Annotated in this window: 10 protein-coding genes; 6 read left to right on the top strand and 4 right to left on the bottom strand. The window is 62.1% G+C overall.

The window, feature by feature from the left end; genetic code table 11:
- Nucleotides 1-159 precede the first annotated feature (159 nt).
- Together SM755_RS18435 and SM755_RS18430 are read left to right on the top strand one after the other, a co-directional pair.
- On the top strand, nucleotides 160-309 hold the full coding sequence (locus SM755_RS18435; RefSeq protein ID WP_006666493.1) for a DUF2080 family transposase-associated protein: 150 nt from the start codon (nucleotides 160-162) through the stop codon (nucleotides 307-309).
- Nucleotides 310-312: 3 nt separating this feature from the next.
- Nucleotides 313-1,656: a transposase gene (locus SM755_RS18430; RefSeq protein ID WP_323173929.1), complete on the top strand. Its 1,344-nt coding sequence runs from the start codon at nucleotides 313-315 to the stop codon at nucleotides 1,654-1,656.
- A 57-nt stretch (nucleotides 1,657-1,713) separates the two neighbouring features.
- Here SM755_RS18430 and SM755_RS18425 read toward each other — a convergent pair whose 3' ends face one another.
- Nucleotides 1,714-2,790, bottom strand: a complete 1,077-nt coding sequence (locus tag SM755_RS18425; RefSeq protein WP_006666495.1) for a TrmB family transcriptional regulator sugar-binding domain-containing protein — start codon at nucleotides 2,788-2,790, stop codon at nucleotides 1,714-1,716.
- A 157-nt stretch (nucleotides 2,791-2,947) separates the two neighbouring features.
- Here SM755_RS18425 and SM755_RS18420 point away from each other — a divergent pair, with 157 nt between their 5' ends.
- Nucleotides 2,948-5,098, top strand: a complete 2,151-nt coding sequence (locus SM755_RS18420; protein WP_323173928.1) for a glucan 1,4-alpha-glucosidase — start codon at nucleotides 2,948-2,950, stop codon at nucleotides 5,096-5,098.
- A gap of 96 nt (nucleotides 5,099-5,194) precedes the next feature.
- Here the strand turns inward: SM755_RS18420 and SM755_RS18415 are convergent, their stop codons facing one another.
- Entirely contained in the window at nucleotides 5,195-6,358 is a 1,164-nt protein-coding gene (locus SM755_RS18415) for an ABC transporter ATP-binding protein (protein WP_323173927.1), read from the bottom strand.
- Between the two features lie 247 nt (nucleotides 6,359-6,605).
- On the opposite strand from SM755_RS18415, the gene SM755_RS18410 reads away from it, so the two are divergent.
- The 3 genes from SM755_RS18410 to SM755_RS18400 are packed head-to-tail and all read left to right on the top strand — an operon-like array spanning nucleotide 6,606 to nucleotide 9,836.
- Nucleotides 6,606-7,802 carry an extracellular solute-binding protein gene (locus tag SM755_RS18410; RefSeq protein ID WP_323173926.1) on the top strand — a complete coding sequence of 399 codons (1,197 nt, stop codon included), beginning with the start codon at nucleotides 6,606-6,608 and terminating at the stop codon, nucleotides 7,800-7,802.
- A gap of 22 nt (nucleotides 7,803-7,824) precedes the next feature.
- Nucleotides 7,825-8,859 (top strand): sugar ABC transporter permease, encoded by a 1,035-nt coding sequence (locus tag SM755_RS18405; protein ID WP_323173925.1) that lies wholly within the window; start codon nucleotides 7,825-7,827, stop codon nucleotides 8,857-8,859.
- The gene (locus SM755_RS18400; protein ID WP_323173924.1) at nucleotides 8,856-9,836 is read left to right on the top strand and encodes an ABC transporter permease subunit; all 981 of its coding nucleotides are present in this window, start codon (nucleotides 8,856-8,858) and stop codon (nucleotides 9,834-9,836) included. Before SM755_RS18405 ends, SM755_RS18400 begins: the two co-directional genes overlap by 4 nt.
- Before the next feature lie 248 nt (nucleotides 9,837-10,084).
- Here the strand turns inward: SM755_RS18400 and SM755_RS18395 are convergent, their stop codons facing one another.
- A complete protein-coding gene (locus SM755_RS18395) occupies nucleotides 10,085-11,530 on the bottom strand; it encodes an SLC13 family permease (protein ID WP_323173923.1) in 1,446 nt (481 codons plus the stop codon).
- A gap of 358 nt (nucleotides 11,531-11,888) precedes the next feature.
- Entirely contained in the window at nucleotides 11,889-12,380 is a 492-nt protein-coding gene (locus tag SM755_RS18390) for a redoxin domain-containing protein (RefSeq protein WP_323173922.1), read from the bottom strand.
- Nucleotides 12,381-12,529: the final 149 nt, after the last annotated feature.

The following is a 12,529-nucleotide window of genomic DNA, read 5'->3' as shown; positions in this document are numbered from 1 at the left end:
AGGGGATACAGCGTCCCCAGAAATCTTCGATTTCTGGTGTGCGAACGAGACACGGAGCATCTCGTCAACGCCGCTCGTGTTTCTTGCACTGTTCTACAGCAGGCCCGCAGACCACCGTTATCAGTAGCTTTATGTTTCTACGTAGTCTAAACATTAGTGATGGATCGATACGAGGTCGAAGGACACGAAGTCCACGAAGCCGAAGTCAAACCAACCGGCAACGGCGCTCACGTGCTCGTTCCCAAGCGGTGGCGAGGTGCCACCGTCAAGGTCGTCCGCGTCACCGATCCGTCCGACGAAGACGAGTAGACCATGCGCTACAACTACAGGTATCGGCTCAACCCGACCGACGAACTCCACGAACAGTTAGCGTGGACTGTCGATACCTGCAGACAGGTCTACAACCACTTTCTGCACCGACTCAACCGAGAGAACGGAACCTCGGCATACTCCGAGCAGTCAGTCCTTCCCGACCTCAAGAACTGGTGGACCGACCTCAACCAAGTCCACTCGAAAGTGCTGCAGAAAGTCGTACAGCGGCTGTACGACAACCGCTCAACACTGAAGGGCCGGAAGGACAACGGCTACCGCGTCGGCGAACTCAAGTGGAAGGCTCCGAAGGAATATCGCTCGCTCACGTACAGTCAAACCGGCTTCGAACTCAACAACACGAGTGGCCGTACTGTGCTTTCTCTTTCCAAAATCGGCGATATTCCGATGGTCTACCACCGCGACGTTCCCGACGTTCACAAGAGCGACAGCTCTTGTGCAGCCCATCAGAAATCTTCGATTTCTGAGGACGACGCCACGATCAAAGAGGTCGTCGTCAAGCAGGAACCGACCGGCGAGTGGTTCGCCGTCCTTGGAATCGAAACCGAGGGCGACGCGCCACCGAAGCCCAAGAAACTCGAGGACTGTGTCGGGATCGACGTGGGTATCCTGAAGTACGCACATGACACCGACGGTACGGCTGTCGAACGTCCCGACCTGTCCGACGAACGCGAGCGGTTGGAACGCGAGCAACGCAAACTCTCGCACAAAGATCACGGATCAGCGAACTACCGCAAGCAACAGCGTGTCGTCGCCAAACGTCACGCCGATCTGAAGCGAAAGCGCAGGGACTTCTTGCACAAGCTCTCGAACCACTACGCTCGAGAGTACGACCTCGTTGCGGTCGAAGACCTCGATGTGAAGGGTCTGATGGAACTCCCGTCGAACAGCCGCAACCGTGCCGGAGCGGCGTGGGGAACGTTCCTCCGAATGCTCGAGTACAAGTGCGAACGCGAAGGCACGCACTTCGTGGCCGTCGATCCGGCCGGAACGACCAAAGAGTGTGCGGCCTGTGGCGTCGAGACGGACAAACCACTGTGGGTTCGCGAGCACTCCTGTCCCTCGTGCGGGTTCACGGCGGACAGGGACTGGAACGCGGCCTACAACATCTTGGTACGCGGTCTGAAGCAAGTAGGGACGGGCTGTCCCGAATCAACGTCCTCAGAACCGTTCGGTTCTGATGGACTGCGAAAATCGCACTGTGATTTTCGAACGCCTGCGGAGACTGCGCTCCCTACGGAAACCACTTCGGTTCCTGCAAAGCGCGTCGTGGAAACAGGAAGCCCCACTCTCAAGGAGCGAACGGCGTCAGCCGTGAGCGAGTAGGGTGGGAGGAAGTCACTCACAGGTGACTCTATCGTTGAGACCGACGGCGGCTATTCTTCAGTGACTCGCGTCGGCGAGCGGCCGGAGCGTCACCGAGTCCGCCTCGAAGTCTTCGAGGAACGCGCCGGTGCCGCCGACGACGTACTGCGCGCCGTCGACGTCGATCGTGAACGAGTTCTCGATCGGCAGCGACGAGGTCACCGGGCGGACGAGGCTCTGTCGAACGTCGACGATCTCTCCCGAGAGGGTCGACGGGAGCGCGTCGTCCTCGTCGGCGACCGGTGCGCCAGTCACCGTCGCTTCGAGGTTCGTCTCCGTCGCCCGATGCAGCGCGATCTGGAAGACCGCGTTGCGGAACCCGTCGTAGGTCTGCGGAAGGTCCCGGGGCGTCGTCACGTATCGTTCATCGGCGGTCGGCCAGTAGTTCGCCAGGAACGACCCCGCGAGCACCGGGACGAGCTGTTCTTGCGAGAGCGTGATGGCGCGCGTATCGCTCGTCGAACTCGTCAGCAGTTGGCTCGGCGCGAGCAGCCCGTGCTGTCGGTCGACCGTGAGCATCGTCGGGACGAGAGCGTCCCACGTCCGAACCGTACTCGCAGCGCCCGCGAGGGAAGCGATGTCCTGTTCGTCGTCGCCGGTTGCACCCAGTAGCAGGAGAACGAGGACGCCGCGGTCGACGGTCGCTTCGAGCGTCGAGCGGATCTGGGGGAGCACGTCGATCGGGAGCGAGAGCGTTACTTCGGTTTCGGCGCGGGCGAGCAGCTCTTCGAGTCGCTTGATGACCGTCTGGCGCGACTTGATGACCTCGAACTGTTCGCCGGAGCGCTCGGTCGCGGTGTAGCGTTCGCGCAGTTCGGGTTCGATCTCCTCGACGCTTTTCGTGAGTCGGTCGACGACTGTCTCGGGATCGACGGGCCGGATTACGGTCGGCACGGCGTGATCGTCGACCTCGACGAACCCGCGATCCTCGAGTTCTTCGCTGATGCTGTAGACGTAGCGCTTCGAGACATCGGCGGCGTCGGCGATCGTACTCGCTTTCGACGCGCCGCGGTCGAGAACCGCGAGATACGTGTCGATCTCCTTCTCAGAGAGACCGAACCGGTCGAGGAGGTCGGCGAGCCCGTCAGTATCCATGAGTATTCAGTACGTCACGGATTGCGGTGGGGCGGCAAAAAGATTCGCGGTCACGCCGTCGTCGCGAGTCCCGCGACGCGCACACGGCCGGCTCCTCGAAAATAGGAATACATTTTACAACAAACTTTAACCAACGGGGCGCGTACGCCGGGACACGATGAAACTCCACAGCGCCCTGAACGATGTCAAACGTTCGCAGGGAGAAAGTCGTCTCTTTCCCGGCGAGCGTCGGTCGACGACGGGCCGTTTCTCGGGTTTCGATGATAGGCTCGTCCACGTCGCGCCGGATGGCTCGCTCAGGGATTACTCCTATCCGCTCTCCGGACTCGTCGGAATCGACCGGTCCCGATTTGGCATCGAACTCGACGACACCGTTTCCTGGCTCGATAGCGATACGACCGCCACTCAGCGCTACGTAGATGAGACGGCGATCGTCGAGACGAGACACGATCTCGACGGTCGATCACTCACCCAGTACGACATCACCGTCGGCCGACTCCATCTCACTCACTTCTCGCTCGCCGGTGCCGACGAGCCCACCGGTGGAACCGACGCCGACAATACTGGTAACACAACCGACGGCACCATCGACGCCACACTCCACGCCTGCCTCGCGTTCGCACCGGAAGACCGGGCCAGCCGCGTCGGTCAACTCCGACACGACAACGCCGTCGAAATCCACCACGACCGCGAACGCGACTACCTCGCTGCCTCGACCGACCTCGCGATTTCTGGGCAGGTCCCCGCGTGTTTCACCGAACTGCTCGAGACCAGTCCGACACCCCTCCCCCGGACCGACGACGCCGGCCGCTACGAGGAGGACCGCCTCAGCCCGATCACGCTCGCCGAGATCGAACTCACGGGCGCAACGCCATCGACCACCGTCGCGACGCTTCTCACTGACTCGGACGACGGCTCGCGCACAGACTCCCTCGATCGCGTCCGCGATGGTGCGAACGCGCACGCCACTCGCAGGGCGGTTCTCGACGCCGGCCGAACGCAGGCGGCAGAGGCCTTCGCCGGTGTTCTCGCGACGGCGTCCGATGAGGCGGCTCCAGGCCTGGAACTGACGGATCCGGTCGTCGATCTCCGGGCACTCCGTCTGCTTCGAGCCCCGAACGGCCCGCGAATCGCCGGCCCCGAGTTCGATCCCTTCTTTCGTTACTCGGGCGGCTACGGCTACACCTGGTTCAGAGACGACGCCGAAATCGCGACCTTTCTGCTCGCCGCCGACCGTCGGGCTGAACTCGGGCTCGAGGACTGGCACCGCAAGAGCGCACACTTTTACGCGCAGACGCAACTCGACGACGGCACCTGGCCACACCGCGTCTGGCCACACAACGGCCGCCTCGCCCCCGGCTGGGCACACGGTCGCATCGAAGAGACCGACGAATCGACTGACTATCAGGCCGACCAGACCGCAAGCGTCGCCGCCTACCTCGCGACCTACCTTCGCGTCGTCGATAGCGACGACACGCAGGCTCGGCAGTCCCTCGTCGCCGCACTCGACGGCCTCGACGCCGCGCTCGGAGCCGACGGGCTCCCTACCCGAGTTCAGAACGCCTGGGAGAACATGACCGGCCGGTTCACCCACACCGCCGCAACCTATCTCGAAGCCTACGCCACGATCGCACGAGCGCCGATCGCGGACCAGCACCGCGACCGCGCGCTGGCACGCGCCCGAACGGTCTACACGGCTCTTGACGACCTATGGATTCCCGACCAAGAACGGTACGCGCTCCGCCTCGACGACGGCGAACTCGACGCCCGACTCGACGGCAGCACCGTCGCGCTGGCGTCGGCCCACCGCGAGTTCAACGCGCTCGGCGCTGGGCCGGAGGCGGGAACGGGCGTCGCCGCCGACCGGCTCGATCGACTGGTGACACACCTCGAGACGACTATCGACGGCCTCTATCGAGATCCGGACGGGCCGATCGAAGGGCTTGCCCGGATCGAAGACGACCCGTGGCGCACCACCGACCAGTCGGCCCCTAAAATCTGGACGGTGACGACCGCCTGGGCGGCCCACGCGGCCGCAACGCTCAGTTCACTGCTGGCCGCACACGATCACGACGCGGCCGCCGGATTCGACGAGCGCGCACGCGAACTGCTCGAACTCGTCGCGCCCGGCGGCCCGCTTCGAGCGGCAACCGGCTATCTCCCCGAACAGTTCTTCGACGATGGCACCCCCGACAGCGCAACCCCGCTCGGGTGGCCCCACGCGTTGCGCCTCGCAACCGCGGCTGAACTCGCGGCCGACGAGTCAGAATTGATGGGCGGCGTCGATCACGCGCCGCTGCAAGACTGAACTCAGAAACTCGTTTCAGTTCGCAGTCGCTCGTTCAACGACGCTGCTACCGCTCTCAAGAAGACAGCTGACCGCTCGAAAACCGTTGAGAGGAATTTACGACGGCGTCGCTCGGGACTGGTGCTCGCGGTCGCCCTCGCGAGCCTGTTCGAATACATCTCGTCCGGATTCTGCGTCGAACAGGTGGAGATCGGACTCGTCGAACGTAATCGCGATCTCGTCACCCGCCGCGAGTTCGACATCGGAGGCGACTCTGGCGATGAACTCGGGTGCAACGTCTAAGTGGAGGAAGTTGTCGGAGCCGACCGGCTCGACGACATCGACACCGGCCCGGATTGGGTTCTGGGCGTTCTCACCGGCTATTTCGACGTTCTCGGGGCGGATACCGAGGGTGAACTGGGACCGCTCGAGAACGGCAGTGTTGGCGGTGGCGTACTCGCTCGAGAGGTCGAACGTGACCGTCTCGTCGGACCTGTCTGGACCGCGAAGGCGAACGCCGTTACCGATCCGTTCGGCGGTGACTTCGATGAAGTTCATCGACGGCGAGCCGATGAAGCCGCCGACGAAGCGGTTCGTGGGGTTTTCGTAGACTGCCGTTGGGGCCCCTTGCTGTTGCAGTTCGCCGTCGTTGAGGATGACGATCCGATCACCCATGGTCATCGCCTCGTGCTGGTCGTGGGTGACATAAACCGCCGTAATCCCGAGTTCGTCCTGGAGCCGCTGGATCTCCGCGCGCATACTCGTCCGGAGTTTCGCATCGAGGTTGCTGAGCGGTTCGTCGAACAGGAACAGATCGGGTTCTCTGACGATCGCGCGGCCGAGTGCAACGCGTTGTTTCTGGCCGCCCGAGAGTTCGTCGGGTTTGTCCTCGAGCAGCGATTCGATGTCCATCATCTCGGCGGTTTCGACGACGCGTCGTTCGCGTTCGTCCGCGCCGAGATCGGTGCTCATGCGCAGCCCGAAAGCCATGTTTTCGAAGACCGTCTTGTGCGGGTACAGCGCGTAGTTCTGGAACACCATCGCGACGTCCCGGTTTTTGGCGTGGACGTCGGTGACGTCCTCGTCGCCGATTTCGATTCGACCGGCCGTCGGCTCCTCGAGCCCGGCTAGCATTCGGAGCGTCGTCGTCTTCCCGCAGCCGGAGGGGCCGACGACGGTAACGAACTCGCCGTCTTCGATGTCGAGCGTCAGGTCGTCGACGGCGACGACCGTCCCCACGTCGTATTCCTTCCGGAGCGATTCGACCCTGACACGTGCCATTTCCCTGGTGGTTCGGCAAGAGGGTATAAATTCTTTTCCCAAAAATCGAAATTCGAGAAGAATAATTACATCATATTTGCTGGAGGGTGACCTTTTAGATCGAACCGCCTGAGATAACGCCCGTTGCGTGAACTCACGGACCGGTCACCGAATCTTGCTCCACTGAATCGGATATCGTGCTACTGGATGATCGATCCCAACAATTAAATATATGAAGACATAATTCATCACTGTTTCCACCATGCCAATGCAACGCAGGCGGGTTATCGCGGGGATCGGCGGGGCTGCAACGCTGTCGGTCGCCGGTTGTCTCGGTACCGACGACCAGGGAACGACGCTCTGGAACGAGTTCGAAAACGGCGAAGAGGAAACGCTCGAGGAACACCTCGACGCGTTCAACGAGGGGCGAGAGGACGAACTCGGAGCGGAGAACATCGCGGACATGGAAGAGCAACTCAACACGGCGATTCCGGCCGGCGACGGTCCCGAGACGTTCGCGTGGGCCCACGACTGGCTCGGGCGCTTGCACGACCAGGAGTTCCTCCACGACGCCGGTGGGAGCCTCAACCTCGATCTCGGGAGCGAGTTCACGGCCGACGCCGCGGACGCAGTCCAGTGGGAGGGTGGCACCTACGGCGTGCCGTACGCGGCCGAAACGGTGACGCTGATGTACAATCCGGAACTGGTCGAGGAGCCGCCGGAGACGCTTTCGGAGATGGTCGACATCATGGAGGAGCATCACGATCCGTCCAGCAATCAGTTCGGACTTTCGTACCCGCCGATAGATCCGTACTTCGTCAGCGCGTTCCTGCACGCCTTCGGCGGCCGAACGTTCCACACGGACAGCGGTGAACTCGGTATCGAGGACGACGAGTTCATCGAGGGTCTCGAACTACTTCGGGACAATCTCTGGGAGTACGTGCCGGGGGACCCGTCGTACGAGAGTCAGATGACGCCGTTCAACGACGGGACCGCCCCGTTCGCGATCAACGGGCCATGGCAGGTCAGCGGTTTCCGGGATGCCGGGATCGACGCGACGCTCGCCCCGTTGCCCGATATCGACGGCGGCTCGCCGACGCCGTACACCGGGATTCAGGTGTGGTACTTCACGTCCGCACTCGGCGATGCGGACGAAGCGGCGACCGAGACGACGATGGATTGGGCGGAGTGGTACGCGACCACCGAGAACGTGATCACCACCAACGCGAATCGGCACGGGTTGATCCCGGTTCATCAGGAGTACGCCGATAGCGACGACCTCGGCGAGGACGTCGAAACGTTCCTGGAAACCGTCGAGACGGGCACGTTGATGCCGGCCGATCCGCGGATGGATCTCGTCTTTACGCCGCTCGAAGACGCACTCGAACGGGTGTTCAACGGCGACGCAGACGCTGCCGAAGCCATGGAATCGGCAGCCGCCGAGATCCGCAGCCGTTGGGACTAACACCCACGTCCGATACTCAGATATGTCCACCTCATTCCTCGAACGTGTGTCCGCGGTGAGCCAGCGACGGCTCCCCTTCGACGCGCGCAACGACAACCTGTTCGGTCTCTTGCTCGCTGCCCCCGGCGTCGTGTTGTTCCTCTCGTTCATGCTGTTCCCCATCGCGTTCCTGGTCTATCTCTCGCTGACCGACGCGACACACGCGGGCACCGTCATCGGGGGCGACGCCACCATCGTCGGGCTCGAAAACTACATCGAACTCGTCACCGATGCACAGTTCTGGACCTCGCTGACGGTCACCTGGCTGTTCCTCGCCGTGAGTCTCGCGATCAAGATCGTCCTCGGACTGGGCCTCGCAATGTTGCTCACGCACGCACGCGTCATCGGGAAACGCTACATGCGAGCCGTCGTCATCATCCCGATGGGACTGCCCGCGATCTTTATCGTCACGGTCTGGCGCGGACTGTTCAGCGGCGCTCGATTCGGACCGTTTAACGAGCTACTCGCGTCCTATAACGACATCATCACCAGCGTCGTCGGCCTCTTCGATCAGGCCGTCTTCTTCGCTGCGGTCTCTGCACCGGAGCTACTCCTCGTGGATCTTCCGATAAGTTGGCTGAGTGGGCGCTGGAGTGCGTTCCTGGCGTACGTGATGACGGAGGTCTGGCTCGCGTATCCGTTCATGGTGATCATCATCGTCAGCGCGCTGCAGGATGTCCCGATGGAACTGCACGACGCGGCCAAGGTCGACGGCGCGGGCTACCTGTACCGGTTCGTCCACGTTACCGTACCGGCAGTGAAGCGCCCGGTCATGTTCGCATCGATCCTGACCGCCGCGACATCCTTCCAGCAGTTTCTCATTCCGTGGATCTTCAACGGCGGCGGCCCCTCGCGACAGAACGAACTGCTCATCGTCTACGGCTATCGGGAGGCGATCGAACTCAACCAGTACGCCTTCGCATCCGCGATCATGGTCACCGCAATCGCGTTCATCGGACTGTTCATGTGGCTCGCCGTCAGAAAAGGCGATCTTGCTGCGGGGGTGAACGGTGCATGAACGCGATTATCGCCGTCCTCGGCAGCGTCATCAGCACCGTCGCATTGTGGACCCGCAAAAAGGCAGCCAGGCCGCTGCGGGTCATCCACACCGTTCGATTAACCGTCCGACGAGTTCGAGCGGGGAACCGGAGCGTTCTCGACCTCGCCAAGACGGTACTCGGGACCGGAAGCGCACTCGCCGTTCTCGCCGTGCTCATGTTCCCGCTGTACTGGATCTTCGCGGCTTCGCTCTCGTCGGGGACGGGGCTGATGAGCACTGACGGTCTCTTCGCCGATCCGACGACGTACAATCTCGACGCCTACCGCTGGGTGCTCTTCGAATCCCCGTTCGTGGATGCCCTCCGCAACAGCCTGGTCGTCGTCTTCGTCACCGTCTCCGTCTCCATGTCGGTCGTCATCCCCGGCGCGTACGCGCTCTCGCGCCACGAGTTCAGGGGCCGGAAGAAGATCCTCTACGGCTACGTACTGTTCACGCAGGTCGGTGCCGGGTTATCGATTGCGACGCTCATCGCGCTGTACGTGCTGTTCAACAGTGTCGGGCTGAGCAACAACCTGCTCGTGCTCGGGTTGTTCTACGCCGCGGGTGCGGTTCCGTTCAACACCTGGCTGCTCAAAACCTTCATGGACAACATTCCGGTCTCCTACGAGGAGGCCGCCGTGATCGACGGCGCGGGCCGCTGGCAGGTCATCCGCGAAGTGATCTTGCCGCTCTCGAAACCCGGTATCGCCGTCGTACTGGTCTTTACGTTCCTCGCGGGCTGGAACGAGTTCATCGTCGCCCGGACGCTGCTTCGTCCCGAAAACTACACCCTCTCGGTTGAACTCTACGCGCTCGCGACGGCCGGGCAGTACGATACGCCGTGGACGCAGTTCTCGGCGTTTGCGATGTTGTTTGCGATGCCGGTGGCGTTGATCTACTTCTTCGCCCAGAGCTACGTCGAGAGCGGGCTCTCGTTCGGCGGCATGGAAGGGTAATCTCGTTCTCCTCGTTTCCTCGTTTCCTCGTTCTCTCGTTCTCTCGTTCTCGCTGTTCTCCTCGCCCCGTGTCCCGTTCGAAGTTCGAACTGCGAGCCACGGATTGCAGTTCTCAGGACCGGCGTCAGACGATCGACTCGGCTTCGAACGCTGCTCGTCGAACTGATCCGTTGAACTCGCAAGGAAAGTTCGCGTTAGTGATCGCCGGTCGCTGCTCGCTGATCGCTGATTGTTGGTCGCTGTGACGATCAGGCCAGCGGGAGGACCGACGCGACGGAGACGATCATGACGAACGCCGTCACCGAAACGATGGTCGTCAGCGCCGTCCAGATTTTGAGCGTCTCGGTCTGCGTGAGGCCGCCGATTTCTTTGACCAGCCAGAATCCGCTGTCGTTGAACCACGAGCAGATGTTTCCACCGGCGCCGATGATTAGCGCCAGGTAGACTGGGTGCACCGTCAGTTCCGGCACCTGCGGGGCCATGATGCCCGCGGTCGTAATCATCGCGACGGTCGCAGAGCCCTGCGCGATGCGAATAGCGGCGGCGATGGCCCACGCCGAGACGAGTACCATGACGCCGCCGCCACCGCCGACGGAGACGAGGTCAGTGATGTAGTCGCCGATGCCGGACGTCGCGAGGAGGCCGCCGAACGCGCCGCCGGCGGAGGTGATGGCGGCGATGTGCGCACCGCTTTTGAGCGCTTCGACGAGTTCATCGGTCCAGATATCGCGGTCGAGTTGGCGAACGCGCAGGTACGTAAGCGCTGCTGCGAGGGCGGCCGCGGTGAGCGCGAAGTTCGGATCGCCGAGGAAGGCCGTCGCCGGTTGGATCGTCTCCAGCGGGCCTTCAAACATGGCAAAGTTGAGCGTTCCCAGCGGTCCCAGGGATGCGCTAACGCCTGTCGAGGCCATCTCGAGGAGGTAATTGGCGGTCGTACTGAGTGCAACGAGGACGACGGCGAGCAGGATCGGGAGCGTTGCCTCGAACAGTCCCGGCAGTTCGCTATCGGGGAGTTCCGCCAGTTCCTCGACTTCGCGGGCGTTTGACCCCATCGTCTCGCGGAGCGGGATGTCGTCGAGGCGGTCGTTGATCCACCGCCCGTAGAGGATGCCGGCGACGACGGTCGTCGGAATGGCGACCAGAACGCCGGCGATCATCGTGGTGCCGAGATCGACGCCGAGTTCGAGCGCAATCGCGAGCGGGCCGGGCGTCGGCGGGACGAATACGTGCGTCGTCGATGCGCCTGCACCGACGACACAGAGAAAGAGCGCGTAGTCGCGGCCGGTGCGGGCTCGCATGGAGCGAGCGAGCGGTGCCATCAGGTAGAAGACGTTGTCGAAAAACACCGGAATCGAGAGCGCGCTGCTGCTCCCCCAGAGCGCGAGGTAGGACCGTTCTTCGCCGGTTACCGACTGGAACGACCGAACGATGCGCTCTGCAGCGCCGCTTTCCATCATTCCCTTGCCGATGAGTGCGGCCATCAGGATGGGAATACCGACGCTGGTCATCGTCTCGCCGAACCCGCCGGCGATTTCGGTGGGGACCTCACTGAGCGGCACCGCCGCCGTTGCAGCACCGACGATCAACGATGCGATAACGAGTCCGAGAAACGCTGGTAGTTTCAGCCAGACGAGTAATGCGATGACTGCGATCAACCCGATCACAAAGACGATCAGGGGGTTACCGATTGCCATGGCTAACTTGGACACGCTGATCCGTATTATATTTCATCATATAGAACAGGGATCAAAAGCACCCATATATCCATTGTTGTTATTTATTAATGGACGAGTAAAGAGTAGCCATCGAGATTCGAGGAAAGGATTCAACAATACTTATCAGATATGTGTGTGCGTACACTCGGTTCGAGCACTCCCTGAAATTGTTATATATCCGGCATCTACGCGGCAAATCGCTGACTGGACGGTCCGCCACCGGACCGAAATGATCAGTGGTGGAACATATTTTCGAATGGTCGCACTCGAGAACGAAGCGTCGGTCTCGCGGGGCGTCTCTACAACCACGTACAGACGAACTGCAGAGTGTATACAGTCAGCCCACGGGATCGTCGATCAGCATTAGCAGTTCGCGAACCGACGGCCGATCGAACGAGTTCATCCCCTGATAGCTGGTCGTGACCGTCGGCTCGCCGTTCCGGAACTCGAGGACGATCGTCATCGGTGCTCGACCGATCGCCTGAACCATTCGTCCGAGTTTCCCGTATCTGGTTTGTTGTGTAAAGGCCGCCGCGAGCGCCGTCTCGCTGTCCGCCAGGACCGGAAACGGCGGCTCGACGAGTCGCCGCCAAGAGCGCACCTTCGGATACGAGCCCGGCACGACTACTGCCACAGCGATGTCCCGCCGCCGAAAGCGGTCGTACGCATCCGCGACCTCGCGAGCCTGTTGTCGACACGTGCCGCTCTGATGGCTCTGCATCAAGAGCAAGACGACAGCCGCCGAGTTCGAACCGAGTGCGGCGACCGAGACCGGGTCGGGGCCTGCTCCCACGTTCGGGAACTCGAGCGAGACGACCTCGGGATCCATACGCAGTGTATGGGATGGAGACCGAAAGCGGTAGTCCCGGCAGTTGTCGGCGCGTTCGCGGTCGTAACCGGCGTTGATATGCGTGAGTTGTGCCGCGATAACCGCGGTGGTCGGAACCGCGGCAGACGGGACCGCGGCTTGACCTGGCT

Source organism: Natrialba sp. PRR66 (assembly GCF_034808065.1).
In the GTDB taxonomy this organism is placed as follows: domain Archaea; phylum Halobacteriota; class Halobacteria; order Halobacteriales; family Natrialbaceae; genus Natrialba; species Natrialba aegyptia.
The sequence above is the reverse complement of the archived record's forward strand: the minus strand, read 5'-3'. Positions and strand labels throughout refer to the sequence as shown.

Coding starts and splice junctions, on each gene's coding strand:
- SM755_RS18435 (WP_006666493.1), top strand. CDS start 160: ATGGATCGATACGAGGTCGAAGGACACGAAGTCCACGAAGCCGAAGTC.
- SM755_RS18430 (WP_323173929.1), top strand. CDS start 313: ATGCGCTACAACTACAGGTATCGGCTCAACCCGACCGACGAACTCCAC.
- SM755_RS18425 (WP_006666495.1), bottom strand. CDS start 2,790: ATGGATACTGACGGGCTCGCCGACCTCCTCGACCGGTTCGGTCTCTCT.
- SM755_RS18420 (WP_323173928.1), top strand. CDS start 2,948: ATGAAACTCCACAGCGCCCTGAACGATGTCAAACGTTCGCAGGGAGAA.
- SM755_RS18415 (WP_323173927.1), bottom strand. CDS start 6,358: ATGGCACGTGTCAGGGTCGAATCGCTCCGGAAGGAATACGACGTGGGG.
- SM755_RS18410 (WP_323173926.1), top strand. CDS start 6,606: ATGCAACGCAGGCGGGTTATCGCGGGGATCGGCGGGGCTGCAACGCTG.
- SM755_RS18405 (WP_323173925.1), top strand. CDS start 7,825: ATGTCCACCTCATTCCTCGAACGTGTGTCCGCGGTGAGCCAGCGACGG.
- SM755_RS18400 (WP_323173924.1), top strand. CDS start 8,856: ATGAACGCGATTATCGCCGTCCTCGGCAGCGTCATCAGCACCGTCGCA.
- SM755_RS18395 (WP_323173923.1), bottom strand. CDS start 11,530: ATGGCAATCGGTAACCCCCTGATCGTCTTTGTGATCGGGTTGATCGCA.
- SM755_RS18390 (WP_323173922.1), bottom strand. CDS start 12,380: ATGGATCCCGAGGTCGTCTCGCTCGAGTTCCCGAACGTGGGAGCAGGC.